General features: G+C 65.1%; 22 protein-coding genes and 1 other RNA gene. 13 read left to right on the forward strand and 10 right to left on the reverse strand.

What is annotated here, in order from left to right; genetic code table 11:
* Positions 1–185: 185 nt before the first annotated feature.
* The 4 genes from ACESL9_RS08755 to ACESL9_RS08770 form a co-directional block, all read right to left on the reverse strand.
* Positions 186–611 carry an HIT family protein gene (locus ACESL9_RS08755; RefSeq protein WP_372614922.1) on the reverse strand — a complete coding sequence of 142 codons (426 nt, stop codon included), beginning with the start codon at positions 609–611 and terminating at the stop codon, positions 186–188.
* A gap of 79 nt (positions 612–690) precedes the next feature.
* Positions 691–1686: an acryloyl-CoA reductase gene (acuI, locus tag ACESL9_RS08760; RefSeq protein ID WP_372614921.1), complete on the reverse strand. Its 996-nt coding sequence runs from the start codon at positions 1684–1686 to the stop codon at positions 691–693.
* Between the two features lie 102 nt (positions 1687–1788).
* Positions 1789–2892, reverse strand: a complete 1104-nt coding sequence (locus tag ACESL9_RS08765; RefSeq protein WP_372614920.1) for a dimethylsulfoniopropionate demethylase — start codon at positions 2890–2892, stop codon at positions 1789–1791.
* The gene (locus tag ACESL9_RS08770; protein ID WP_372614919.1) at positions 2883–3398 is read right to left on the reverse strand and encodes a DinB family protein; all 516 of its coding nucleotides are present in this window, start codon (positions 3396–3398) and stop codon (positions 2883–2885) included. The genes ACESL9_RS08765 and ACESL9_RS08770 overlap by 10 nt, the downstream gene beginning before the upstream one ends.
* Positions 3399–3606: 208 nt before the next feature.
* Here ACESL9_RS08770 and ssrA point away from each other — a divergent pair.
* The 5 genes from ssrA to ACESL9_RS08795 all read left to right on the forward strand — a co-directional run bounded on the left by ssrA (position 3607) and on the right by ACESL9_RS08795 (position 6390).
* Positions 3607–3956: a transfer-messenger RNA gene (ssrA, locus tag ACESL9_RS08775) on the forward strand.
* Between the two features lie 115 nt (positions 3957–4071).
* Complete coding sequence (locus ACESL9_RS08780; protein ID WP_372614918.1) at positions 4072–4548, forward strand: SspB family protein; 477 nt, start codon at positions 4072–4074, stop codon at positions 4546–4548.
* Positions 4549–4590: 42 nt separating this feature from the next.
* Positions 4591–5988 carry a class II fumarate hydratase gene (gene fumC / locus ACESL9_RS08785; RefSeq protein WP_372614917.1) on the forward strand — a complete coding sequence of 466 codons (1398 nt, stop codon included), beginning with the start codon at positions 4591–4593 and terminating at the stop codon, positions 5986–5988.
* The gene (locus tag ACESL9_RS08790; RefSeq protein WP_372614916.1) at positions 5988–6164 is read left to right on the forward strand and encodes a DUF4169 family protein; all 177 of its coding nucleotides are present in this window, start codon (positions 5988–5990) and stop codon (positions 6162–6164) included. Before fumC ends, ACESL9_RS08790 begins: the two co-directional genes overlap by 1 nt.
* 7 nt (positions 6165–6171) lie before the next feature.
* Positions 6172–6390 carry a ribbon-helix-helix domain-containing protein gene (locus ACESL9_RS08795; RefSeq protein ID WP_372614915.1) on the forward strand — a complete coding sequence of 73 codons (219 nt, stop codon included), beginning with the start codon at positions 6172–6174 and terminating at the stop codon, positions 6388–6390.
* A gap of 39 nt (positions 6391–6429) precedes the next feature.
* Here the strand turns inward: ACESL9_RS08795 and ACESL9_RS08800 are convergent, their stop codons facing one another.
* Both ACESL9_RS08800 and ACESL9_RS08805 read right to left on the reverse strand, forming a co-directional pair.
* On the reverse strand, positions 6430–6831 hold the full coding sequence (locus ACESL9_RS08800) for a cell division protein ZapA (protein ID WP_372614914.1): 402 nt from the start codon (positions 6829–6831) through the stop codon (positions 6430–6432).
* Positions 6831–7328: a hypothetical protein gene (locus ACESL9_RS08805; protein ID WP_372614913.1), complete on the reverse strand. Its 498-nt coding sequence runs from the start codon at positions 7326–7328 to the stop codon at positions 6831–6833. The genes ACESL9_RS08800 and ACESL9_RS08805 overlap by 1 nt, the downstream gene beginning before the upstream one ends.
* 282 nt (positions 7329–7610) lie before the next feature.
* Between ACESL9_RS08805 and tkt the strand changes: the two genes are divergently transcribed.
* The 3 genes from tkt (at position 7611) to ACESL9_RS08820 (ending at position 11664) form a co-directional block, all read left to right on the forward strand.
* Entirely contained in the window at positions 7611–9626 is a 2016-nt protein-coding gene (tkt, locus tag ACESL9_RS08810; protein WP_372614912.1) for a transketolase, read from the forward strand.
* Positions 9627–9796: 170 nt separating this feature from the next.
* On the forward strand, positions 9797–10753 hold the full coding sequence (dusA, locus tag ACESL9_RS08815) for a tRNA dihydrouridine(20/20a) synthase DusA (RefSeq protein ID WP_372674728.1): 957 nt from the start codon (positions 9797–9799) through the stop codon (positions 10751–10753).
* A 92-nt stretch (positions 10754–10845) separates the two neighbouring features.
* Entirely contained in the window at positions 10846–11664 is an 819-nt protein-coding gene (locus ACESL9_RS08820; RefSeq protein ID WP_372614932.1) for a sulfite exporter TauE/SafE family protein, read from the forward strand.
* Positions 11665–12073: 409 nt separating this feature from the next.
* On the opposite strand, the gene ACESL9_RS08825 is transcribed toward ACESL9_RS08820, so the two are convergent.
* Genes ACESL9_RS08825 through ccmI form a run of 3 tightly spaced genes read right to left on the reverse strand, consistent with a single transcriptional unit; the run spans position 12074 to position 14337 of the window.
* On the reverse strand, positions 12074–12307 hold the full coding sequence (locus tag ACESL9_RS08825) for a DUF1289 domain-containing protein (protein WP_372614910.1): 234 nt from the start codon (positions 12305–12307) through the stop codon (positions 12074–12076).
* Between the two features lie 3 nt (positions 12308–12310).
* Positions 12311–12778 carry a Holliday junction resolvase RuvX gene (gene ruvX / locus ACESL9_RS08830; RefSeq protein ID WP_372614909.1) on the reverse strand — a complete coding sequence of 156 codons (468 nt, stop codon included), beginning with the start codon at positions 12776–12778 and terminating at the stop codon, positions 12311–12313.
* Positions 12775–14337 (reverse strand): c-type cytochrome biogenesis protein CcmI, encoded by a 1563-nt coding sequence (gene ccmI, locus ACESL9_RS08835; protein ID WP_372614908.1) that lies wholly within the window; start codon positions 14335–14337, stop codon positions 12775–12777. Before ccmI ends, ruvX begins: the two co-directional genes overlap by 4 nt.
* Before the next feature lie 196 nt (positions 14338–14533).
* Here ccmI and ACESL9_RS08840 point away from each other — a divergent pair, with 196 nt between their 5' ends.
* From ACESL9_RS08840 to ACESL9_RS08860, 5 genes are all read left to right on the forward strand, one after another.
* Positions 14534–15778, forward strand: coding sequence for a sarcosine oxidase subunit beta family protein (locus ACESL9_RS08840; protein ID WP_372614907.1), 1245 nt, complete (start codon positions 14534–14536; stop codon positions 15776–15778).
* Between the two features lie 265 nt (positions 15779–16043).
* Entirely contained in the window at positions 16044–16277 is a 234-nt protein-coding gene (locus ACESL9_RS08845) for a hypothetical protein (RefSeq protein WP_372614906.1), read from the forward strand.
* 117 nt (positions 16278–16394) lie between these two features.
* Positions 16395–16724 carry a sarcosine oxidase subunit delta gene (locus ACESL9_RS08850; protein ID WP_372614905.1) on the forward strand — a complete coding sequence of 110 codons (330 nt, stop codon included), beginning with the start codon at positions 16395–16397 and terminating at the stop codon, positions 16722–16724.
* An 81-nt stretch (positions 16725–16805) separates the two neighbouring features.
* On the forward strand, positions 16806–19817 hold the full coding sequence (locus tag ACESL9_RS08855) for a sarcosine oxidase subunit alpha family protein (protein WP_372674729.1): 3012 nt from the start codon (positions 16806–16808) through the stop codon (positions 19815–19817).
* Positions 19810–20379: a sarcosine oxidase subunit gamma gene (locus ACESL9_RS08860; RefSeq protein WP_372614903.1), complete on the forward strand. Its 570-nt coding sequence runs from the start codon at positions 19810–19812 to the stop codon at positions 20377–20379. Before ACESL9_RS08855 ends, ACESL9_RS08860 begins: the two co-directional genes overlap by 8 nt.
* 132 nt (positions 20380–20511) lie before the next feature.
* Here ACESL9_RS08860 and ACESL9_RS08865 read toward each other — a convergent pair.
* Positions 20512–21318, reverse strand: an 807-nt coding sequence (locus tag ACESL9_RS08865) for a DNA methyltransferase (RefSeq protein WP_372674730.1), incomplete at its 5' end; no start/stop codon positions are given.

A 21318-nucleotide genomic window follows, 5' to 3' on the forward strand; every position in this document is an offset into this window, starting at 1 on the left:
GACCGAAACCCGCCCATCAATCAAACAACTGCGGCGCATTGGCAAACGAATACGGCATTTTCCCTGCCCGAACCGGCCCCACGACGCGAGAGGCAGGCACGCAAAAGCATACCATGCAGGTGATACCAACGATCACATTCTTCGCCATCCGCAACCATCGGCGCGCGCGCCGCGCTATGCCGGTCTCAGCCCATTTCCGCCAGCGCGGCGCGAATCTTCGCAGCCTTTGCCTCGAGATCATCCATCTCTGCCATCTGTCCCGGCGGACGCAGGCTCACACCCTCATGGCGGGGTAATACGTGGTAATGCAGGTGAAACACCTCCTGCCCGCCCGGCGCTTCGTTGAATTGCTGCACCGTCACACCGCCCGCATCAAAGGCGCGCATCACCGCATGCCCCATCCGTCGCACCGTGCGAAGGCAGGCGGTCAGCTGGTCGTCGCTGGCATCGAGCATGTTGCGCGCCGGCGTCTTGGGAATCACAAGGCAATGCCCGTCGGCACGCGGCATGATATCCATGAAAACATAGGTTTCGGCGTCCTCGTAGAGCTTCACGCTCGGAATCTCCCCGCGCAGGATCTTGGCGAAGATGTTGTCGTTGTCATATGTCATGGCCACTGGCCCCCTGAAAGTATTGCGGGGAAGGACAGTTGTCCCGCCCCGGCTGTTTTCGACCCGCAATCCGACCGGATCAAGCGTTCACATCCACCACGACCCGGCCCTTGACCTGCCCTTTCAGGATGGCACGCCCAAGTTCCGGCAAATCCGACAAGGCCGCGGGCTCAATCATCGCCTCCAGTTTCTCCATCGGCAGGTCGCGCGCGACGCGCTCCCAGGCCCGCAGCCGGTTTTCATAGGGCTGCATCACCGAATCGATGCCAAGGAGGTTCACCCCTCGCAGGATGAAGGGCGTAATCATCGCCCCCTCGATCACGGCGCCCCCGGCCAGGCCCACGGCCGCGACGCTCGTGCCGTATTTCATCTGCTTGAGCACCCGGCCCAGCATGGCGCCCGCCACCGCATCAACACAGCCGGCCCATTGCTCGCCCTCCAGCGGCTTTTTCGTGACCTCGGTCAACTCCTCGCGCGGCACGATCCGGCTCGCGCCAAGGTCTTTCAGGTAATCGCCAGTCTCGGGCCGCCCGGTCACCGCGGCCACCTCATGCCCCAGATGGGCAAGAATCGCGGTCGCAACCGAGCCCACGCCCCCCGCGGCCCCGGTCACGAGAACCGGCCCGTGGCCCGGCTCCAGCCCGTGATCTTCCAGCGCCATCACCGATAGCATCGCAGTCAGACCCGCAGTCCCCACCGCCATCGCCGCGCGGGTGTCCAGCCCCTTCGGAAGCGGCACCAGCCAATCGGCCTTGACCCGCGCCTTTTGGGCATAACCGCCCCAATGCGCCTCACCCACGCGCCAGCCGGTCAGGACCACCTTGTCACCCGGCTTGTAGCGCGCATCCGTGGACGCCTCGACCGTGCCGGCAAAGTCGATCCCCGGCACGTGCGGGTAGTGCCGCACCAACCCGCCCCCCGGGCCGACGCACAGCCCGTCCTTGTAGTTCACCGTCGAATACTCGACCGCGACCAGAACCTCGGCCTCGGGCAGGTCGTCCACCGCGATCTGTTTCACCGCGGCGCTGGTCTTGCCGCTGTCTTCGTCCTTTTCCACCAAAAGCGCGTTGAACATCTCAGCCTTCCTTTCGTTGGGAGAATCCCCGTTTTTCGTCTGTCTCAGGATACTCGAATCCACGGTGACGAACAGGCCGTCTCTGACACCCGGTCGTCCACCTTATGCCCAGAACATATCTCGCACGCAGGCTGCGCGCACCCCATCAGGCGTGATCACATCGACATCCGTGCCCTCGTCCCAATGGGTCATGCGCACCAGCCCGATGGCCACGTTGGTCTCGAAATCCGGCGACCATGCCGCGCTGCTGACATGGCCCACCTGTGTGTCACCCGCCATGACCGGCCACAACCGATCACAACCCGGCACCCGGTCGCCATAAATCTCGATTGCCCGGATCTGGCGTACCGGCCCTTCCCGCGCCACCCGCAACAGTGCATCGCGTCCGACACAGCCGATGGCTGTCTGAGTATTGCAAAACCGCCCCAATCCGCATTCATGTGGCGTGTTCTCGTCGGTCATGTCATTGCCATAGCTGAGCAGTCCCCCTTCGATCCGCTCGATCAGGTTGGGACAGCCCGCATACACATCCATCGACCGCCCCGCCTCCATAAGCGCATGCCACAGCGACATCCCGATATCACTTCCCTCGACGTAAATCTCGAAACCGCCCTGCTTGGAATAGCCCGACCGCGCCACGACCAGTTGCCGCCCGCGGAACGCGAAAAGGCCAAAGCGGAAGAAACGGACATTGCGCACCGCATCCCCGAACACCGCCGCCACCAGGTCCTCGGCAAGCGGTCCCTGCACGGCAAGCGGGCTCACATCCGGCTCCTGAATCAGCACATCGAGCCGGAATCCGTAGGCCAGCCCCTTGACCCAGAACAGCAGATCGCTGTCGGCAATCGATATCCACCAACGATCCTCGGCAAGCTTGACCGCCACCGGATCGTTGAGCATTCCACCAGTCTCATCGACAATCGGCACGTAATAGCATTGCCCCGGCAGCATTGCGCGCAGATCGCGCGGGGTCAGCATCTGCACAAGCCGCGCCGCGTCAGGCCCCCGAATCTCGATCTGGCGCTCGCAGGCTACGTCCCAGACCTGCACCGCTTCCTTGAGATGGCGGTAATCCTCCTCGAGACTGCGAAAAACCGTCGGCAACAGCATCCGGTTGTATACCGTGTATCCCTTCACGCCGGCCGCCTCGACCCCGTCTGAGAACGGCGTCCGGCGCAGTCGCCGCGATAACGAAATCAAAGCCATGGCCCCTCCTCGGGCATGAACGCCAGATCACTGGTCCACCCCGCACCGCCCGTCGCAGTAACCATGGCGTGAATCTGGCCACGATGATGGGCCTGGTGGTTGAACATGTGCGCCACGCAAAGCGCCATGGGCTTGGAAACTTCCCGCCCTTGTGCTCCGGAAAACCAGGTCAGATCGCCAAACAGGTCAACCGCGCGCAAGCCTTCGGCCCAAAGCAGGGTGCGCGCATCCATGCGGAACCGCTCCAGTGCCCAATCGGAAAGCCGCGTGGTCATGTCGACACTCTCGGGAATGCCGACTTCGGGGCGCGCACCGCCATCCAACCGCGCCATCCACATCGCATCCCCCCAAAGCAGGTGGTTCGCCGTCGCCAAAATCGAGCCGAAGAACGCGCCGCGATCCTGACGACAGGCGTGCTCGCCCAACGCCTCCATCGCGGCTTTCATCTGCTTGTTCTGCCACGCATTATAGCGTGCCATGGTCAACACGAACTGCGGTGTGATCATCGCCCTCACCGTCCGGCGCCTCCCGAAGCGCCGCCCATCACATTCAGTCTGACTTCAACACCTGGCGACTCGACATCGCCAATCCGAAGTTCAGTCAATTGGCACGCCCTGGCAAGCCTGAAACGCTCCATCGCGAAGCGCGAAAATGCGCATTCGTCGAGAATTTCCTGCCTGAACTCTCACTCGCACGCTAAAATTGAAGCGCCAACCCCTTCCCAAACGCTCGGACGGACCCTATGTTGGCGGTGTTCCTAAGGGAGCTATGGACATAAACGCGCTCGTAATAAGCGGATCGGACCCGGGGGCGGTACCCGGCGGCTCCACCAAAATCCCTTCGTTGGGGGACCATGGGGCCGAAACAGGATCGACGAACGTGTAAAGGGGTTTGCTTTGTCCCGGTGAGGTACCACCGTTATCGGTCCGTAAAGCATAATTGCCAACGACAATCGTGCTCCGGTTGCAGTTGCCGCGTAAGCGGTAACAAGACCGAAACCTAAGTCCTTTCGCCTAGCCGCGCAAGGCGGGGTCCGCAGGCACCTGGCAACAGAAGCCTGCACTTTACCCTCCTTCACACGCGCGCGCCAAGACGCAAAAACCCCGTCCGGGGCCTTTCTCTTTTCCCCGAATCGCCTATGCTGATACCCGATTGAAACCGCGAAAGGGTCGGACCAAGATGTCGCGCAGCATCGATTACGGCAGCCTGATGCACCGTGCCATGCGAGGGCTCATTCAGGAAGTGCTCGCCGATGTCGCCGATCACGGACTGCCCGGCACGCATCATTTTTTCATCACATTCGACACCACCCACCCCGACGCAGAACTCGCCGACTGGCTGCGCGACCGCTATCCCACGGAAATGACTGTCGTGATGCAGCACTGGTTCGACAATCTGGATGTGGGCGACGACGGATTCTCGATCACGCTCAATTTCGGCGACGCGCCCGAACCGCTCTACATCCCCTATGACGCAATCAAGACCTTCGTCGATCCATCGGTCGAATTCGGCCTGCGCTTCGAGACCCATGCCGAGGATGACGATGGAGATGACGGCCCCGGAGAGGGGCGAGCCGATGAGGTCGGAGACGATCCGGAGGCCGAAAACAAGGCTCAGGATGCCGAGGTGGTCAGCCTCGACAGTTTCCGCAAGTAGCCTCACCCATCGTCCCTCTTGCCATCGCACAAGGAGATGCAGATGACCGATACGCCCACGCGCACGGAAACCGACAGCTTCGGCCCGCTCGACGTGCCCGCCGATCGCTACTGGGGGGCTCAGACCCAGCGGTCGCTGATGAATTTCCCGATTGGCTGGGAACGTCAGCCCGTGGCGCTCGTTCGCGCACTGGGCGTGATCAAGCAGGCCTGCGCCGGGGCCAATACCGATCTCGGACGGCTCGACGCCACGCGCGGCGAGGCGATCCGGAAGGCCGCCGCCGAGGTGGCCGAGGGCCGGCTCGACGATCATTTCCCGCTGGTTGTCTGGCAGACCGGCTCGGGCACGCAATCCAACATGAACGCTAACGAGGTCATCGCCAATCGCGCGATCGAGATCATGGGCGGCGTGCTGGGCTCCAAGGAGCCTGTCCATCCCAACGATCACGTCAACATGGGCCAGAGCTCGAACGACACCTTCCCCACCGCCATGCATATCGCCACGGCCACAATGGCGCATGACGTGCTGCTGCCCGGCCTTGCCCGGCTCCATGGCGCGCTCGAACAGAAGGTCCGCGATTTCGACGGCATCATCAAGATCGGCCGAACGCACACGCAAGACGCCACCCCGCTCACCCTGTCACAGGAATTTTCCGGCTACCTGCACCAGGTCGCGATGAGCATCACGCGGGTGAAATCCGCCCTGCCACGCATCTATGAACTGGCCCAGGGCGGCACCGCTGTTGGCACCGGCCTCAACACCCCGCGCGGCTGGGCCGAGGACGTGGCCGAGCGTATCGCGCGGATCACCGGTCTGCCCTTCACCACCGCCCCCAACAAGTTCGAGGCGCTGGCCGCCCATGACGCCATGGTCGAGATGTCGGGCGCGCTGCGCGGCGTCGCTGTTTCGCTTTACAAGATCGCCAACGATATCCGCTTCCTGGGCTCCGGCCCACGCTCGGGACTGGGCGAGCTTATCCTGCCCGAGAACGAACCCGGCTCCTCCATCATGCCCGGCAAGGTCAACCCCACGCAATGCGAGGCGCTCACCCAGGTTTGTGCCCATGTCATGGGCAATGACGCCGCCGTCGGCTTTGCCGGCTCACAGGGGCATTTCGAACTCAATGTCTATAAACCCATGATGGCCTATAACGTGCTGCAATCCATGCAGCTTCTTGGCGATGCGGTGACCAGCTTCACAGATAATCTGGTGGTGGGCCTCAAGGCCAACGAGGACCGTATCGACAGGCTGATGCGCGAGAGCCTGATGCTGGTCACCGCCCTTGCGCCCGAGATCGGCTATGACAACGCCACCAAGGTCGCCAAGACCGCGCATCAGAACGGCACCACCCTGCGCGAAGAGGCCGTGCGGCTGGGGTTTGTCGATGAGACGACATTCGACCGCGTCGTGCGCCCCGAGAAGATGGTGGGGCCGTCGTGATGGCGGGCGTCGTCAATCTCAACAAGGTGCGCAAGGCGGCTGCAAGGGCAGACAAGAAACGCCGGGCCAACAAGAACGCGGCAAAATATGGATTGAGCAAGGCCGAGAAATCGCTTGCCAAGCTCCGCGCCGACAAGGCCGTCAGTCGGCTTGACGGCAAGCGGCGCGAGGACTGACGGTACCGTGAGCAAGCCCGTCAAACGCTCACTCACACTGCGCGGACACCGCACCTCCGTCTCGCTCGAAGCGGATTTCTGGCTGGCCTTTCGCGAGATCGCCGCCACGCGCGGACAACCGCTCAACGCGCTCGCCGCCGAAATCGACGAGACCCGCGACCTCGATACCGGCCTTGCCACCGCGATCCGGCTTTTCGTGCTGCGCCACTACCGCGGACAGGGCTGATCGAAGTTCGATATCTGAGCGCAGAGAGAGCCGCCCGTCTCAGCCCTCCGTGCCCAGCTTCTCCTCGACCTCCGCCGCCAACGCCTCGGCCCGCGCGGCCAGTTCGGCCATGGTCTCGGTCACGCTTTCCGGCACCACCGGCACCTCGATCCGCTCCGGCTCTGGCGCTGGCCGGTTCCTGAGCTGCTCCACCTCGCTCTCCAGCTCCTGCATCCGGCCCTGCATCGCCTTGAGCTTGTCCTCGACACCTGCCGTCTTGTCGGCCAGCATCAGACCGGCCATCAACAGCATCCGCGCCTCGGGCAACCGCCCGATCTGCTCGGTCAAAACGCTGGCCTCGGAATCGAGCATCGTCGCGGCAGCATGGAGATAGTGCTCCTCACCCTCCTGGCAGGCCACCTCGAAGGCGCGCCCGCCGATCATGATTTCCACCTCGGGCATCAGGCCCCCTCCCCTTGGTCATCCTCAAGCAACGGCTCCAGCGCCGAAAGGATCGTTCCGGTCTCGGCCGCGTCTGCCGCCCGCGCAGCGCGCAGCGCCTCCAGTTCGGCCTGCATTGCCTTGTTGATCAGGTGGGCATCCCCAACGCCGTGCTCATTGGCCTCGCGCAACGCCACGTTCGAGGCGCGCAACTGTTCATTGGCCGCCCGCAGCCGCTGCAACTCGGTGTCGAGCTTTGCCATCGCCCCCGCCTGTTCCTCGACCTTGGCCGTCACCTCGGCGAGCTTGCCATCCTGGCGTGCGTGCAATGTCTTGATTCGTTCTTCAAGCTGCGCCGTGACAAGCTTTTCGTCCTCCAGCGCCGCTTTCAGTTCCTCGATCTCCGTGCCTTCGCCCACCTCGGCTTCGGCTTGTGGTCCCAGATCGCTCAATCCCTGACCGATCCTGTCCAGTGCCGCGGTAATGCGCCGCTCCAGTTCCACGATTTCCTGGGTCATGTCCTGCCCTCTCGATCCCCGTCATTCCGACTTGACCGGGCCGCAATGCTGCCCCTGAGCGAATCATCCGCATCACGCCGGATTGCATCAAGAGTAAAGCCTTTCGCCTTGTTTCCAAACCAGGAAAGGGCTTTGCCGCCCATTCCCGGCACGGCCTTGCGCAACACAAAGCGAATTTCGGACATTTGCCCTGCCCCCGCAGACTGGTAAGAGAAGCCCCGACTCGCCCGGCAATTGCCCGCGACAGCTGTAAACCGCATGTCAACCAAAGGAACTCGACCCTTGGATATCGCCGCCCTCCGCGCCGCACACCCCGATCACTGGATGCGCGCCGCCGCCATCCGCACCCTGACCCTCGATGCCGTCGCCGCCGCCAATTCCGGCCATTCGGGCATGCCGATGGGCATGGCCGACGTCGCCACGGTGCTCTATGCGAACCACCTCAAGTTCGACGCCACCGCCCCCGACTGGCCAGATCGTGATCGCTTCATCCTCTCGGCCGGGCATGGCTCGATGCTGCTCTATTCGCTTCTGCATCTTACCGGCTACCCCGAGATGACGCTCGACGAGCTGAAGAATTTCCGCCAATGGGGCGCGATCACCGCTGGCCACCCCGAATACGGCCACGCGCCGGGGATCGAGACCACCACCGGTCCGCTCGGACAGGGTCTGTCCAACGCCGTCGGCTTTGCGATGGCCGAGGAAATCCTGCGCGCGCGTTATGGCAAGGCGCTGATGGATCACCACACCTATGCCATCGCCGGTGACGGCTGCCTGATGGAGGGCGTCAGCCAGGAGGCCATCACCCTCGCCGGGCGGCATCAACTGGGCCGCCTCATCGTCTTTTGGGACAACAACAACATCACCATCGACGGCACGGTGGAACTTTCCGACCGCACAGATCAGCCCGCCCGCTTCCGCGCCGCCGGCTGGCACGTGCAGGAAATCGACGGCCATGACCCCGACGCGATCGACGCCGCCATCGCCGCCGCCAAGGCCAGCCCCCTGCCCTCGATGATCGCCTGCAAGACCCATATCGCACTGGGTCACGCGGCACAGGATACATCCAAGGGCCATGGCGCGCTGACCGACCTGGGCCAGCTTCAGGATGCCAAGGCCGCCTATGGCTGGACCACCGGCCCGTTCGAGGTCCCCGCCGAGATCAAGTCCTGGTGGGAAAAGGTCGGCAGCCGCGGCGCCACCGCCCGCGCCGAATGGCAGTCCCGCCTCGACGCCCTGTCCGATCGCCGCAAGGCCGAATTCGCCCGCATCTTCGCGCGAGATGTGCCCAAATCCCTGGCCTCGCGCATCCGCGCGCTGAAGAAACAGATCGCCGACGAGGCCCCCAAGGTCGCGACCCGCAAGGCATCGGAAATGGCGCTCGAGGTCATCAACCCGGTGATGAGCGAAACCGTCGGCGGCTCGGCCGACCTGACCGGCTCGAACAACACGAAGACCGGCGACCTGGGCGTGTTCGATACCGACAACCGCAAGGGTCGCTATATCTATTGGGGCATCCGCGAACACGGCATGGCCGCCGCAATGAACGGCATGGCGCTGCATGGTGGTATCCGACCCTATGGCGGCACCTTCATGGCCTTCACCGATTATGCCCGCCCGGCGATGCGGCTGGCCGCGCTGATGGGCATCCCCACCGTCTTCGTGATGACCCACGATTCCATCGGCCTGGGCGAGGACGGCCCCACGCACCAGCCGGTTGAACACCTCGCCATCTCGCGCGCCACCCCCAACACCATGGTGTTCCGCCCCGCCGACACGGTCGAGACCGCCGAAGCATGGGAACTGGCATTGTCATCCAAATCCACGCCCTCCGTGCTCTCGCTCACCCGTCAGGGCCTGCCCACCGTGCGCACCGAGCACAAGACAAAGAACCTCACGGCGCAGGGCGCCTATGTGCTGGCCGAAGCGACCGGCAAGCGCCGCGCCATCATCCTCGCCACCGGCTCCGAGGTCTCCATTGCACTGGCCGCGCGCGAGTTGTTGCAGGACGAAGGCATCGGAACCCGCGTCGTTTCCATGCCCTGCTGGGACCTGTTCGCGGATCAGTCCGAAAGCTATCGTCGCAAGGTGCTGCCCGCCGGTCCCGTCCGCGTCGGCGTCGAGGCAGCCGTGCGCACCGGCTGGGATCGCTGGTTGTGCGGAGAACGCGGCCGCGAGGCGAAATCGGGTTTCGTCGGCATGGACAGTTTCGGTGCCTCCGCCCCCGCCGATGTGCTCTACGAGAAATTCGGAATCACGGCGCAGGCCGTGGTCGACAAGGTGAAGTCTTTGCTTTGACCTGGATCCGGTCTTGGCCCTCCACGCCGAGGGCCAGGGCCGCGAACATGATCTTCGCAAGATGGCAATTCCGGGGTTGATCGGGGGCGGCGCAAACGCGGCGGAATGCAACGGTTCGGGACACGAGAGAAATGCCGCTAGATCAAAACGCCAGGTTGTCCGTTGCCCCCATGATGGATTGGACCGACAGGCATTGTCGGCATTTCCATCGCCGGCTGTCGTCGCAGCCTCTGCTCTACACCGAAATGGTGACAGCACCCGCCCTGGTGCGTGGCGGGGCGCTACATCTGCTCGATCATGATCCTGAAGACGCTCCCGTCGCATTGCAGCTGGGCGGCGCCGATCCGGACGAGTTGGCGCGGGCGGCGGGGTTGGGGATGGGGGCGGGGTTTGACGAGGTCAATCTCAACTGTGGCTGCCCGTCCGACCGGGTGCAATCGGGCACGTTCGGGGCGGTTCTCATGAAAAATCCGGCCCTCGTGAAAAAATGTTGCGCGGCGATGATCGCGGAGGTGGATGTGCCTGTAACGGTGAAATGCCGGATCGGGGTGGATGATCAGGACCCCGAAGAGGCGCTTCCGGAGTTCCTGGCCCAGATCGCTGCGGCCGGCGTCGAACGGGTGACGATCCATGCGCGCAAGGCGTGGCTCATGGGGCTCAGCCCCAAGGAGAACCGGGACATCCCGCCGCTGGATTACGATCTCGTCCAACGCATGAAGATGCTCTTTCCCAACCTGCATATCACGCTCAATGGCGGGATCGACACACTGGATCAAGCGGTTGAAATGCTTGAGAAAGGATTTGACGGCGTGATGATCGGGCGCGCGGCCTACCATCGGCCCTGGGACATCCTGGGGCAGGCCGATCAACGTGTTTTCGGCACCCAACCCGCCGCCCGTCGCCCCGAGGATGTGGCGCGGGAGATGCTGCCCCATATCCGCGCGCATCTGGCCTCGGGGGGCCGACTGCACCAGGTGACGCGGCACATGCTGGGGCTGTTTCACGGCCGTCCCGGCGCGCGGCAGTGGCGGCGCATCCTGTCGGAAGGGGCGGTGCGGCCGGATGCCGGTGTTTCGCTGGTCGAACAGGCCCTTGAAGCGGTTCAGGAGCGCGCTTTATCCGCTTGATTACAAGGTGAAAGCTGCCAGCGGGCATTGCCGGCTTTCCCTTGATCCGGCAGCGGTGTAGACCGTCTCGCAGAACAAAGGAGAGCCAAATGATCCCCGATACCATGCTTCTGGTGCAGATGCTCATCCTGCTGATCGTGATCGGCGGCTTTGCCGGGGTGCTGGCCGGGTTGCTCGGGGTGGGCGGAGGCATCGTCTTGGTGCCCGCTTTTTTCTATACGTTCCAGACACTTGGTTATGACGGGCCGCAGTTGATGCAGATCTGCCTGGCCACCTCGCTGGCGACGATCATCGTCACCTCCTTGCGGTCGGTACACAGTCACAACAAGAAGGGCGCCGTGGATTGGGACATCCTGCGCGGCTGGGCCCTGGGCATCATGATCGGCGCGGTCCTGGGGATGCTGACGGCGGCGAGCCTGCGGTCAAGCACGCTTCAGGGGGTGTTCGGTGTTCTCGCGCTGGTGGTCGGGGCCTATCTCGGGCTGGGGCGCCAGCATTGGCAATTGGGCGACGAAATGCCAAGGGGAATCAAACGCTTGGCACTCGCTCCCATGGTCGGGTTCCTGTCGGTCCTGATGGGAATCGGGGGCGGCAGTTTCGGGGTTCCGTTGATGAGCCTCTATGCCACGCCGATTCACCGTGCGGTTGCGACGGCGGCAGGGTTCGGGGTGATCATCGCGGTGCCGTCGGTGATCGGCTTCCTGTTCCTTCGGGTCGCGGATGCGCCGCCATTCACCATCGGCGCGGTGAACCTCGTGGCCTTTGGTATCGTCATCGTTATGACAATGATTACAGCGCCTTGGGGTGTAAAGCTCGCCCACGCGATGGACCCCAGACCGCTCAGGCGGGCGTTTGCCGTGTTCCTCACGCTGGTGGCTCTGAACATGCTGCGCAAGTCGCTGGGCTGGTGAAGCGGTCCCTACGCTTAACCTTTGCCGTTTCGGGGCGAATCGAGGGAGTGACTCGCGTATGACTCCCGGCTGCTGCCCGGCTGCCGGGGAGAGCGGGGCCAAGTGGCGCGACCAAACGTTAGCGGGGCGTGCGGTGAGGTGTTGGAGTCTTGGCGGTGGCTGAGGTTTTCCCGCGCCTGGTTCGGGGCCGATCCGGGTGTCGATGACACAAGTTGACCGATGACCAGCAGCAGGCAAGCACATGGCCGCGGTCAGGTGCTCACAACGCAAGCGCCACGCAGTTTATCCCGCTATGCCTTCCCCAGCCCGGACCGACGCGCGCCCCCTCAAAAGCACCTGGCCGTCGGGCCGGCCATGTGCTGCCCGGGCGGCTTCGCCGCTGTTCCGGGCGGGATGAATGAACAATCCCCTACCGCTTGAGCCGCGCCGCGCGGCCGCCACGACGCTTGCGCAGGAGGCTGGCGCGGTCGGGAAGTTCGTCCATCACAGCGCGACGCGCCTCGGCGCTCATCCGCGACCATCCCGCGATCTCGTCGAGGGAGCGGTAACACCCGGTACAGATCCGCGCCTCGGGATGGACGACGCAGACATTGATGCAAGGGCTTTCGACCTCGTCGCGTTTCCAGATGTCATCGCTCTTCATGTCTCACCCGATATGCCTGATGCGGTCCAGCAGCCCCTGCAGGATATAGGAGGCGGCGACGTGGTCTATGACCTCGGCGCGACGCTTTCGTGTCGTATCCGCCTCGATGAGCGCCCTTTCGGCGGCAACCGTCGAGAGCCGTTCATCCCAGAAGCTGATCGGCAGGTCCGTGAGCCGCGCGAGATTACGGGCAAAGGCGCGGGTCGATTGGCAGCGCGGGCCCTCGGTGCCGTCCATGTTGCGCGGCAGGCCAAGCACGATCCCGGCGATATCGCGGGCAGCGAGAATGGCCAGCAGCGCCTCGGCATCGGCGGTGAATTTCTTGCGCCGGATGGTTTCGAGCGGTGTCGCGACCGAGCGCATCCCGTCAGAGACCGCGACGCCGATCGTGCGCTCGCCCAGGTCGAGCCCGGCCAGCGCGCGCCGGGGCGGCAGGGCGGCGGCGAAATCCTCGGTCGCGTCTAGGATCATTCGACGAGCCCGGCCGAGCGGGCGGCGGTCTCGATCGTGGCGCGCGCGGTGCGGTCGTCGCCATGTGCGGCCAGCGCCGAATCGAACGCCGATTGGGCCGCCTCGCGGTCCCCGAGAATGGCCTGCGAGGTGATGAGCCGCGCCCATTCCTGTGCGCTGCCGCCCTCTTCTGCCAGCCGCTCGGAAAGGGTCGCCACCATGGTGCGGATCATCTCCTCGCGGTCCTCCTCGGGCATTTGCGCGGCGTTTTCCATGTCTTCGGCGGTGGGGCCGGCGGGTGTGGCGCCCTCCTCGCCCGGCAGCGGCAGTTCGGGGGCCGCGGGCGCAGTTTTCAGCAGACCGGCACGCACCGCCCCTTCGCGCACGGTGGCCAGCATCTGTGGCTGGTCGGCAAAGACCATCTGGGCCTCGTCCCAGACGGCGCTGGCGTGATCTGTGTTGCCAAGGATGCCCAGCGCACCGATCAGCCGCGCCCATTCCTCGGGGCTGCCGCCCTCGGTGGCGAGCTTGTCGTTGAGTTCGTCGACCATGTTCTGAATGAGGTCCCGGCGCTCGTCCTCGGCGAGGTCTTCGGCGTTGGCGATGCTTTCGGCACTCGGGCCTTCGGGACCGGCGGGATCGGGCTGGGAATAGTCGCGCACCCCGGCCATCCAGGCGATGTCGTCGATCTGGCGGCGGATCTGGGCGATCCAGGGCGCGTTTTCCGGGCCCTGGCGCAAGAGGCCGTCCCAGAGGCGAAACGCCATGTCGGGGCGATCGTTCTGCAACAGCATCTGCCCGGTGTAATACCGCGCCACCGGGTTGGTGGGCTCCTTTTCGAGGGCGCGGCGCAGTTCGGCCTCGGCCTCGGGCGAGACATAGCCCTGGGCGGCGGTGATCATCAGATCGGCCAGCAGGACATGGTCGTCGGCGCTGGCCTCGTCACCGCGCAGGCGCACCACGGCGGCCTGGGCCTCGGCGGCGGCGCTGTAATTGCCGAGCCCGGCCTCGTTGCGGGCCAGGAGCATCTGTCCCTGGAGGTCATCGGGGCGTTCGGCGACGGCTTCGCGCAGCTTCTCGATGAGATCGGCAAAGCGTTCCTCGTCGGGGGTGTTGAGCGGGGCCGCGGGCAGTTCGTCCATGTGCTCGGCCTGGCTTGGCCGCGTCGCGCGCATCTCGTTTGACAGCGCGATCCGCTGGGAGATGGGCAGATCACGCGCGCCGGGCTTGCCGAGCACCGGATAAAGCGCCAGCGAGCCGCCGACCGTGGCGACGAGCACGAGCCCCGCAAGCGCCAGCGTGGCGGCGCGGGGCTGGCCGCTTCCGGTGGTGCTGGCCGCGCGCAGCCGGGCATCCGCCTGGAGCACGCGGCGGCCGACCTCGGTGCGCACGCGCTCGGCATCGGCCTCGTCGATCAGGCCGCGGGCAAGGTCGCGCTCGACCTCCTTGAGCTGATCGCGGTAGATGCGCAGGTCATAGGCGGCGGGGTGCTCCTCCGCGGGCTTGGCGCGCAGGAGCGTCAGGGCGAATACGAGAGCAATTGCGAGTGCGAGTGCGGCGGCGGTGATCCAGAATACCATTGCGGGCCCCGGTTAGAACTTCATGTGTCCTGCATGTAATCGTGCCGGCGCCGGGGCGAAAGGGCAAATGGCCGCATGGATACGCGATGTCGCATTCGGGTGTCATTGTGACGGATGCAAACGCGGGGCAAAACCGGCAAAGTTGCACTAGGATGGCGCGGGGTCATCGCATCGGGAATCGGGGGAAACGGAACGCATGAGACGGTATTCAGCCTTTGCGGTGGCGCGGGAGGCCACACGTTACCACGAGGGATGGGCGCGCGCGTGGCGCTCGCCCGAGCCGAAGAAGAAATACGACGTCATCATCGTGGGCGCGGGCGGGCACGGGCTGGCCACGGCGTTCTACCTTGGCAGGAATTTCGGTATCACCAATGTCGCGATCCTCGAAAAGGGCTGGCTGGGCGGCGGCAATACCGGGCGCAACACCACGATCATCCGCTCGAACTACCTGCAGGACCCGTCGGCGGCGATCTACGAGAAATCGCGCTCGCTCTACGAGACGATGAGCCAGGATCTCAATTACAACGTGATGTATTCCCCGCGCGGCGTCCTGATGCTGGCCCAGACCGAGCACGAGGTGCGCGGCTACAAGCGCACGGCACACGCCAACGCTTTGCAGGGCGTGGACACCGAGTTCGTGTCGCCCGAGCGGGTGAAGCAGCTGGTGCCGATCATCTCGCTCGACGGGCCGCGCTACCCGGTGCTGGGCGGGCTGTGGCAGGCGCGCGCCGGGACCGGGCGGCATGACGCGGTGGCCTGGGGCTATGCGCGGGCGTGCAGCGACATGGGGATGGACATCATCCAGCAATGCGAGGTCACGGGGGTACGCAAGGACGGCGGCAAGGTCGTCGGCGTGGACACCACGAAAGGCGCGATCGACTGCGACAAGCTGGGCGTGGTGGTGGCGGGCCATTCCGGGGTGCTGGCCGAGATGGCCGGGTTCCGCCTGCCCATTGAATCGGTGGCGCTTCAGGCACTGGTGAGCGAGCCGATCAAGCCCTGCATGGACATCGTGGTGATGGCCAACACGGTGCATGGCTACATGAGCCAGTCCGACAAGGGCGAGATGGTGATCGGCGGCGGTGCGGACGGGTATAACAACTATACCCAGCGCGGCAGCTTCCATCACATCGAGGAAACCGTGCGCGCGCTGGTCGAGACCTTCCCGATGATTTCACGTCTCAAGATGCTGCGGCAATGGGGCGGGATCGTGGACATGACCGGGGATCGCTCGCCGATCCTGTCGAAAACACCGGTGGAGAACGTCTTTTTCAACTGCGGCTGGGGCACCGGCGGGTTCAAGGCGACGCCGGGCTCGGGCTGGGGGTTCGCGGAACTGGTGGCCAAGGGGTATTCGCCACTTTGCGAGGCGTTCGGGCTGGACCGCTTCCGCGAGGGGCGGTTCGTGGACGAGAGCGTGGCCGCGGGGGTGGCGCATTGATGGGGCGCGAAACGGTCGGGACGCGGGCGTTCCTGCAACGCGAACAGGGCGGAATCCCTGCATATTTCAGGCTTTCCCGGGCATGGAGCGGCACGGGGATCACCCCGGAAAGCAACGCATCGGAGTTCGGGTCGGCAGGAGTTTGCCACCCGCGAGTTAAGCAAATCGCAGGAAAATGCCCAAATCGACCGGGGATTTCCGCTCATTCTTCCGTTGTGCGAGGAAACGCCCCAACTGTGGTTCATACCGAAAAGGAGGATGAACCATGTCGCATTTTGATTATGACCCCAACCTGCACAACGAGCCCCGAACCGCGTCCGGATCGGGCATACTCGGCTGGATCATTGCCCTGGCGCTGGTGGTTGGCGTTCTCGTCGTGCTGGGCTCGTTCGGATCCGGCACGATCGAACCCGAACAGGGTAGCGGTACAGGTACAGGGGTGGAAGGCACTGGCACGGACATGCCGGCGGCCGAAGCACCGGCGGACGACGCGAACTGAAACTGATCTCAAACAGGATCCGACCCGAATGGGCCGGTGCCTTGGGGCGCCGGCCCATTTGTCATGTGCGCCCGCCCTCACGTTGAACGACATCACGAACCGAAAGGGACAGGCGCCATGCTGATCCTTGAATGCCCCTGTTGCGGGGTCAAAGGCGAAGAGACGGAATTTCATGGCGGAGGCGAGGCGCATATCAAGCGCTTTGGTCCGGGCTCGTCCGAGGAAGAGTTTCACGACTACCTGTTCGCCAAGGAAAACCCGCGCGGCGTGCATTTCGAACGCTGGCGGCATGTGAATGGCTGCGGCAAGTGGTTCCACGTGGCGCGCTGCACCCAGACGCTGGAGGTGTTCGGCAGCTATTCGGCGCAGACCACCGAGCCGCCGCAGGAGATACGCGACGCGATCACGGCCAGGCGGCCGGGCTGGCGCTGGAGGGAATTTTCGTGAGCGGCGCACAGGTTCGCAACAAAGGCATGCGCCTGCCCGGGCCGCTGCGCGCCCCGGCGGAATAATGGAAAGGGAATTCGGATGAGCACGCGTCTGGCATTTGGCGGTCGGCGGATCGACCGCACGAAACCCGTGGAATTCCGGTTCAACGGCAAGCGGCTCAAGGGGTTTGCGGGCGATACGCTGGCCTCGGCGCTTCTGGCCAATGACCAGGTGATGGTGGGGCGCAGCTTCAAGTATCACCGCCCGCGCGGCATCGTGGCCTCGGGGGCCGAAGAGCCCAACGCGCTCTTCAACATGGGCAAGGGCGGGCGGTTCGAGCCCAACCAGCGCGCCACCACGACGGAGCTTTTCGACGGGCTCAGCGTGACCAGCCAGAACCACTGGCCAAGCCTCGAATTCGACGTGGGCGCGATCAACAATCACCTCGCGCGGTTCTTTCCGGCCGGGTTCTACTACAAGACCTTCATGTTCCCGCAGTTCGCGTGGAAGCATGTCTATGAGCCGATCGTGCGGCAATCGGCCGGCCTCGGCCGCGCGCCCAAGGATCGCGATGCCGACCGGTACGAGCATTTCTACGCGTTCTTCGATGTCGTGGTCATCGGCGGCGGCGTCGCCGGATTGCAGGCGGCGCGGGCCGCGGGCGCGGCGGGCGCGAAGGTGTTGGTCATGGAGCAGACCGCCGATTGGGGCGGGCGCGCGATGGTCGATGGCGGCACGGTGGATGGCCAGCCGGTGGCGGAGTTCGTCGCCGAGACGCTGGCCGCGCTGGAGGCGATGGAAAACGTCACACTGCGCACCCGCATGATGGGCGCCGGGGTCTATGACCATGGCTACCTGCTGGGATACGAGCGGCTGCGCGACCATAGCCCCGACGCGCCCGGGCCGCGCCACCGGCTGTGGCGCATCCGGGGGGACCGGATCGTGACGGCGACGGGGGCGATCGAGCGGCCGCTGAGTTTTGCGGGCAACGACGTGCCCGGCGTGATGCTGGCCAGCGCGGTGCGCGATTATATCGTCGATTACGGCGTCTCGCCCGGGGACCGGGTGGTCGTGGTGACCAACAATGACGATGCCTATCGCACGGCGATCGCGGTGCGGCAGGCCGGGCTTGCGGTGCCGGTGATCCTCGATGCGCGGCTGGGCGGCGGCGGGGCGCTGGCCGAGGAGGCGACGAAACTGGGCATAAGGGTCGAGACCGGCATGGGCGTGGCCAGGGTGCACGGGGCCAGGCGGGTCGAGGGCATAAGCGTCTGTGCACAGGCCGGCGAAGGCGCGGTTCTGGAAAGGATCGCCTGCGACGTGGTGGCGATGTCGGGCGGCTGGTCGCCGGTGGTGCACCTGTGGTCGCATTGCGGTGGCAAGCTCGTCTGGGACGAGGCGCAGGCGCATTTCCGCCCCGATGGCGACAAGCCGCCGCTGGGCGCGGATGGGGCGGGTTTCGTCGTTCCGGCGGGGGCCGCCAATGGCGCGCTGTCGCTGGGCGCGGGCTTGGCCGATGCGGATGCCGCGGGGCGGCACGCGGCCCGGGATCTGGGACTGAAGCCCGCCAAATCCGCCGCACCAAAAGTCGAGGATGCGCCCGAGTCGCCGCTCGAGGCGGTCTGGCTCATGCCGCAGGGGGCCGGGGTCAAACTGCGCATGAAGGCGTGGCTGGATTACCAGAACGACGTCAAGGTGAGCGACGTGCAACTGGCCGCGCGCGAGGGCTATGAATCGGTCGAGCACACCAAGCGCTATACCACACTGGGAATGGCGACCGATCAGGGCAAGCTGAGCAATATCAACGGGCTGGCGATCCTCTCGGACGCGCTGGGCCGGCCCATTCCGCAGACCGGCACCACGACCTTCCGCCCACCCTATACGCCGATATCCATGGGCGCGATCGCGGGCGAGGCGCGCGGCGAGACATTCCAGCCGTTGCGCCGCACGCCGATGCATGACTGGCACGAGGCACACGGCGCCCATTGGGAGCCGGTGGGCCAGTGGCGGCGGCCCTATTGCTATCCCCGGGGCGAGGAGAGCCATGCCGCGGCCGTCGCGCGCGAGATCATGGCCACGCGCGAGAGCCTGGGGCTTCTGGATGCCTCGACGCTGGGCAAGCTGATCGTGAAGGGGCCGGATGCCGGGCGGTTCATGGACATGCTCTACACCAACATGATGAGCACGCTGAAACCCGGGCGCTGTCGTTACGGGTTGATGTGCAGCGAGAACGGCTTCCTGATCGACGACGGCGTGGTGGCGCGGATCGACGATCAGACCTTCCTCTGCCACACCACCACGGGCGGGGCCGAGCGTATCCATGCCCATATGGAGGAATGGCTTCAGACCGAGTGGTGGGACTGGCAGGTTTACGTGGCCAACGTGACCGAGCAGTTCGCCCAGATCGGCGTGGTCGGCCCCAAGGCGCGCAAGGTGCTGGAGAAACTGACCGACGACGATCTGAGCGCCGAGGGTTTCGCCTTCATGGCGTGGAAGGATGCCACCTTCGGCGAGATCGGAGCGCGGGTTTTCCGGATCTCGTTTTCCGGTGAGTTGAGCTTCGAGATCGCCGTGCCCGCCAGCCACGGGCGCGCCCTGTGGGACAAGCTGCTGGCGGCCGGGCAAGAGTTCGGCGTGACCCCCTATGGCACCGAGGCGCTGCACGTGATGCGCGCCGAGAAGGGCTTCATCATGATCGGTGACGAGACCGACGGCACGGTGATCCCGCAGGACCTGGGGCTCGACTGGGCGATCTCGAAGAAGAAGGAGGACTACCTCGGCAAGCGGGCGCAGGCGCGCAGCCACATGAGCGATCCGAACCGCTGGAAGCTGGTGGGGCTGGAAACCGTGGATGGCTCGGTCATCCCCGACGGGGCCTATGCGGTGGCCGAGGGCACCAATGCCAACGGGCAACGCCGCGTGCAGGGGCGCGTCACCTCGAGCTATTTCAGCCCGACGCTGGGCCGTGGCATAGCCATGGGGCTGGTTCTGCACGGGCCGGACCGGATGGGCGAGGTGATCGAGTTTCCCGGCACCGACGGCAAGACCTACAGCGCGAAGATCGTCGATCCGGTCTTCTATGACAAGGACGGGGAGAAACAGAATGTCTGAGGCGAAAAGCGCGCTGCCCGGCGCCCGGTTCGACGGGATCGCATCGGTCGAGGAGGCCGGGCTCAACGGCATGATCACGCTGCGCGGCGATCTTGGCGACACGGCGCTGGCAAAGTCCCTGCGCGAGGTGACGGGCTGCGCCCTGCCCGGCCCGCGCGAAGTGGTGATGGCGGGTGACAAGGGCGCGGCGTGGATGTCGCCGGACGAGCTTCTGGTGATGGTGCCGCATGGCGCGGCGGAGGCGGCGGTTGCGGCGCTCGATGCCGCGCTGGCGGGAACGCACGCTCTGGCGGTCAACGTGTCGGACGCGCGGGCCGTGTTCGACATTCGCGGCGCCCATGCGCGCGAGGTGCTGGGCAAGCTGATGCCGGTGGATTTCTCCGCCGCCGCCTTCGGCCCGGGGCAGATCCGCCGCTCGCGCATGGCGCAGGTGCCCGCCGCCGTCTGGATGACGGGAGAGGACGCGTTCCGCGTGGTCTGTTTCCGCTCGGTCGCGCAATATGTATTCGACCTGCTGAAAACCGCCGCGTCCGAGGGCGGCGAGGTCGGGCTTTACGCCTGATGCCGATCCAGGTGGGCAGATGTAACAGGCCCTGAAGCGTTTCAGGTTTCAACGGAATCGAAAACGCGCTGCCTCTCCCTTCGGTCGAACGCGCGTTTCGATCCATTTGTCGTCGTGTAAACCTGAAAAGCTCTAGATATCAAGCCGCCCCTGCGCGCCCCTGTCCTCTTCGCGGGCGGCCTTCTTGAACGTGTCGTCGCGGCGCGCGGGCAGGCGCACGGCGCGGTCGCGCAGTTGCAATGCCTCCTCGATGGTCACGATCTGGATGCGCGGCACCGGCTCGAACCCCTCCATCTCGAACTGGCCTGCCGCCGCCGCTTCGGCGATCATGGTCTTTTTCGGCTCGGTCAGGGTGAGGAAAATGCCGATCTCGGCGCGCTCGCGCTCGATCACGCCGCGCAGGTCGCGGATCATGCCGACGCCCACGTTGTCACCCGCCTTGACGCTGACGATGGCGCGATGGGTCTTGCCGAAATAGATATTGCCGTCGATGCCCTTGTCCGCGCCCTTCTTGCCCATGTTGCCGGGCTGCGCGGCGATGAGCGAGAGCGCCCATTTCTCGAACTCGAAATAGTAATTCTTGTCCTCGCGCCCCCGGTTGGCCATGTCGCGCGCGCCGGCGATGTCCTGTGGCACGCCATGGGTGGTGAATTCGACCCCTTCGAACGCATCGCGCAGACGCTTTTCGATCAGGCCGATGGCAAGATGCGTCACGTCGATGCCGATCCATTGCCGCCCCAGCTTTTGCGCCGCGTGAACCGTGGTGCCGCAGCCGCAGAACGGATCGAGCACCACGTCGCCGGGGTTCGAGGAGGCATTGACGATGCGCTCCAGAAGCGCCACGGGTTTCTGCGTGGGGTAGCCGAGGCGTTCCTGCGATCCGCCCTGAAGTGGGCGAATATCTACCCAAACACTCCCGGCCTTTGGTCCTTGGCTGTC

It is taken from the genome of Aquicoccus sp., from assembly GCF_041686535.1.
In the GTDB taxonomy this organism is placed as follows: domain Bacteria; phylum Pseudomonadota; class Alphaproteobacteria; order Rhodobacterales; family Rhodobacteraceae; genus Aquicoccus.

What these genes read in the sequence shown, in the direction of transcription:
- ACESL9_RS08755 (WP_372614922.1), bottom strand. Translation starts at nt 611, where the DNA reads ATGACATATGACAACGACAACATCTTCGCCAAGATCCTGCGCGGGGAG.
- acuI (WP_372614921.1), bottom strand. Translation starts at nt 1,686, where the DNA reads ATGTTCAACGCGCTTTTGGTGGAAAAGGACGAAGACAGCGGCAAGACC.
- ACESL9_RS08765 (WP_372614920.1), bottom strand. Translation starts at nt 2,892, where the DNA reads ATGGCTTTGATTTCGTTATCGCGGCGACTGCGCCGGACGCCGTTCTCA.
- ACESL9_RS08770 (WP_372614919.1), bottom strand. Translation starts at nt 3,398, where the DNA reads ATGATCACACCGCAGTTCGTGTTGACCATGGCACGCTATAATGCGTGG.
- ACESL9_RS08780 (WP_372614918.1), top strand. Translation starts at nt 4,072, where the DNA reads ATGTCGCGCAGCATCGATTACGGCAGCCTGATGCACCGTGCCATGCGA.
- fumC (WP_372614917.1), top strand. Translation starts at nt 4,591, where the DNA reads ATGACCGATACGCCCACGCGCACGGAAACCGACAGCTTCGGCCCGCTC.
- ACESL9_RS08790 (WP_372614916.1), top strand. Translation starts at nt 5,988, where the DNA reads ATGGCGGGCGTCGTCAATCTCAACAAGGTGCGCAAGGCGGCTGCAAGG.
- ACESL9_RS08800 (WP_372614914.1), bottom strand. Translation starts at nt 6,831, where the DNA reads ATGCCCGAGGTGGAAATCATGATCGGCGGGCGCGCCTTCGAGGTGGCC.
- ACESL9_RS08805 (WP_372614913.1), bottom strand. Translation starts at nt 7,328, where the DNA reads ATGACCCAGGAAATCGTGGAACTGGAGCGGCGCATTACCGCGGCACTG.
- dusA (WP_372674728.1), top strand. Translation starts at nt 9,797, where the DNA reads ATGATGGATTGGACCGACAGGCATTGTCGGCATTTCCATCGCCGGCTG.
- ACESL9_RS08825 (WP_372614910.1), bottom strand. Translation starts at nt 12,307, where the DNA reads ATGAAGAGCGATGACATCTGGAAACGCGACGAGGTCGAAAGCCCTTGC.
- ruvX (WP_372614909.1), bottom strand. Translation starts at nt 12,778, where the DNA reads ATGATCCTAGACGCGACCGAGGATTTCGCCGCCGCCCTGCCGCCCCGG.
- ccmI (WP_372614908.1), bottom strand. Translation starts at nt 14,337, where the DNA reads ATGGTATTCTGGATCACCGCCGCCGCACTCGCACTCGCAATTGCTCTC.
- ACESL9_RS08840 (WP_372614907.1), top strand. Translation starts at nt 14,534, where the DNA reads ATGAGACGGTATTCAGCCTTTGCGGTGGCGCGGGAGGCCACACGTTAC.
- ACESL9_RS08845 (WP_372614906.1), top strand. Translation starts at nt 16,044, where the DNA reads ATGTCGCATTTTGATTATGACCCCAACCTGCACAACGAGCCCCGAACC.
- ACESL9_RS08850 (WP_372614905.1), top strand. Translation starts at nt 16,395, where the DNA reads ATGCTGATCCTTGAATGCCCCTGTTGCGGGGTCAAAGGCGAAGAGACG.
- ACESL9_RS08855 (WP_372674729.1), top strand. Translation starts at nt 16,806, where the DNA reads ATGAGCACGCGTCTGGCATTTGGCGGTCGGCGGATCGACCGCACGAAA.
- ACESL9_RS08860 (WP_372614903.1), top strand. Translation starts at nt 19,810, where the DNA reads ATGTCTGAGGCGAAAAGCGCGCTGCCCGGCGCCCGGTTCGACGGGATC.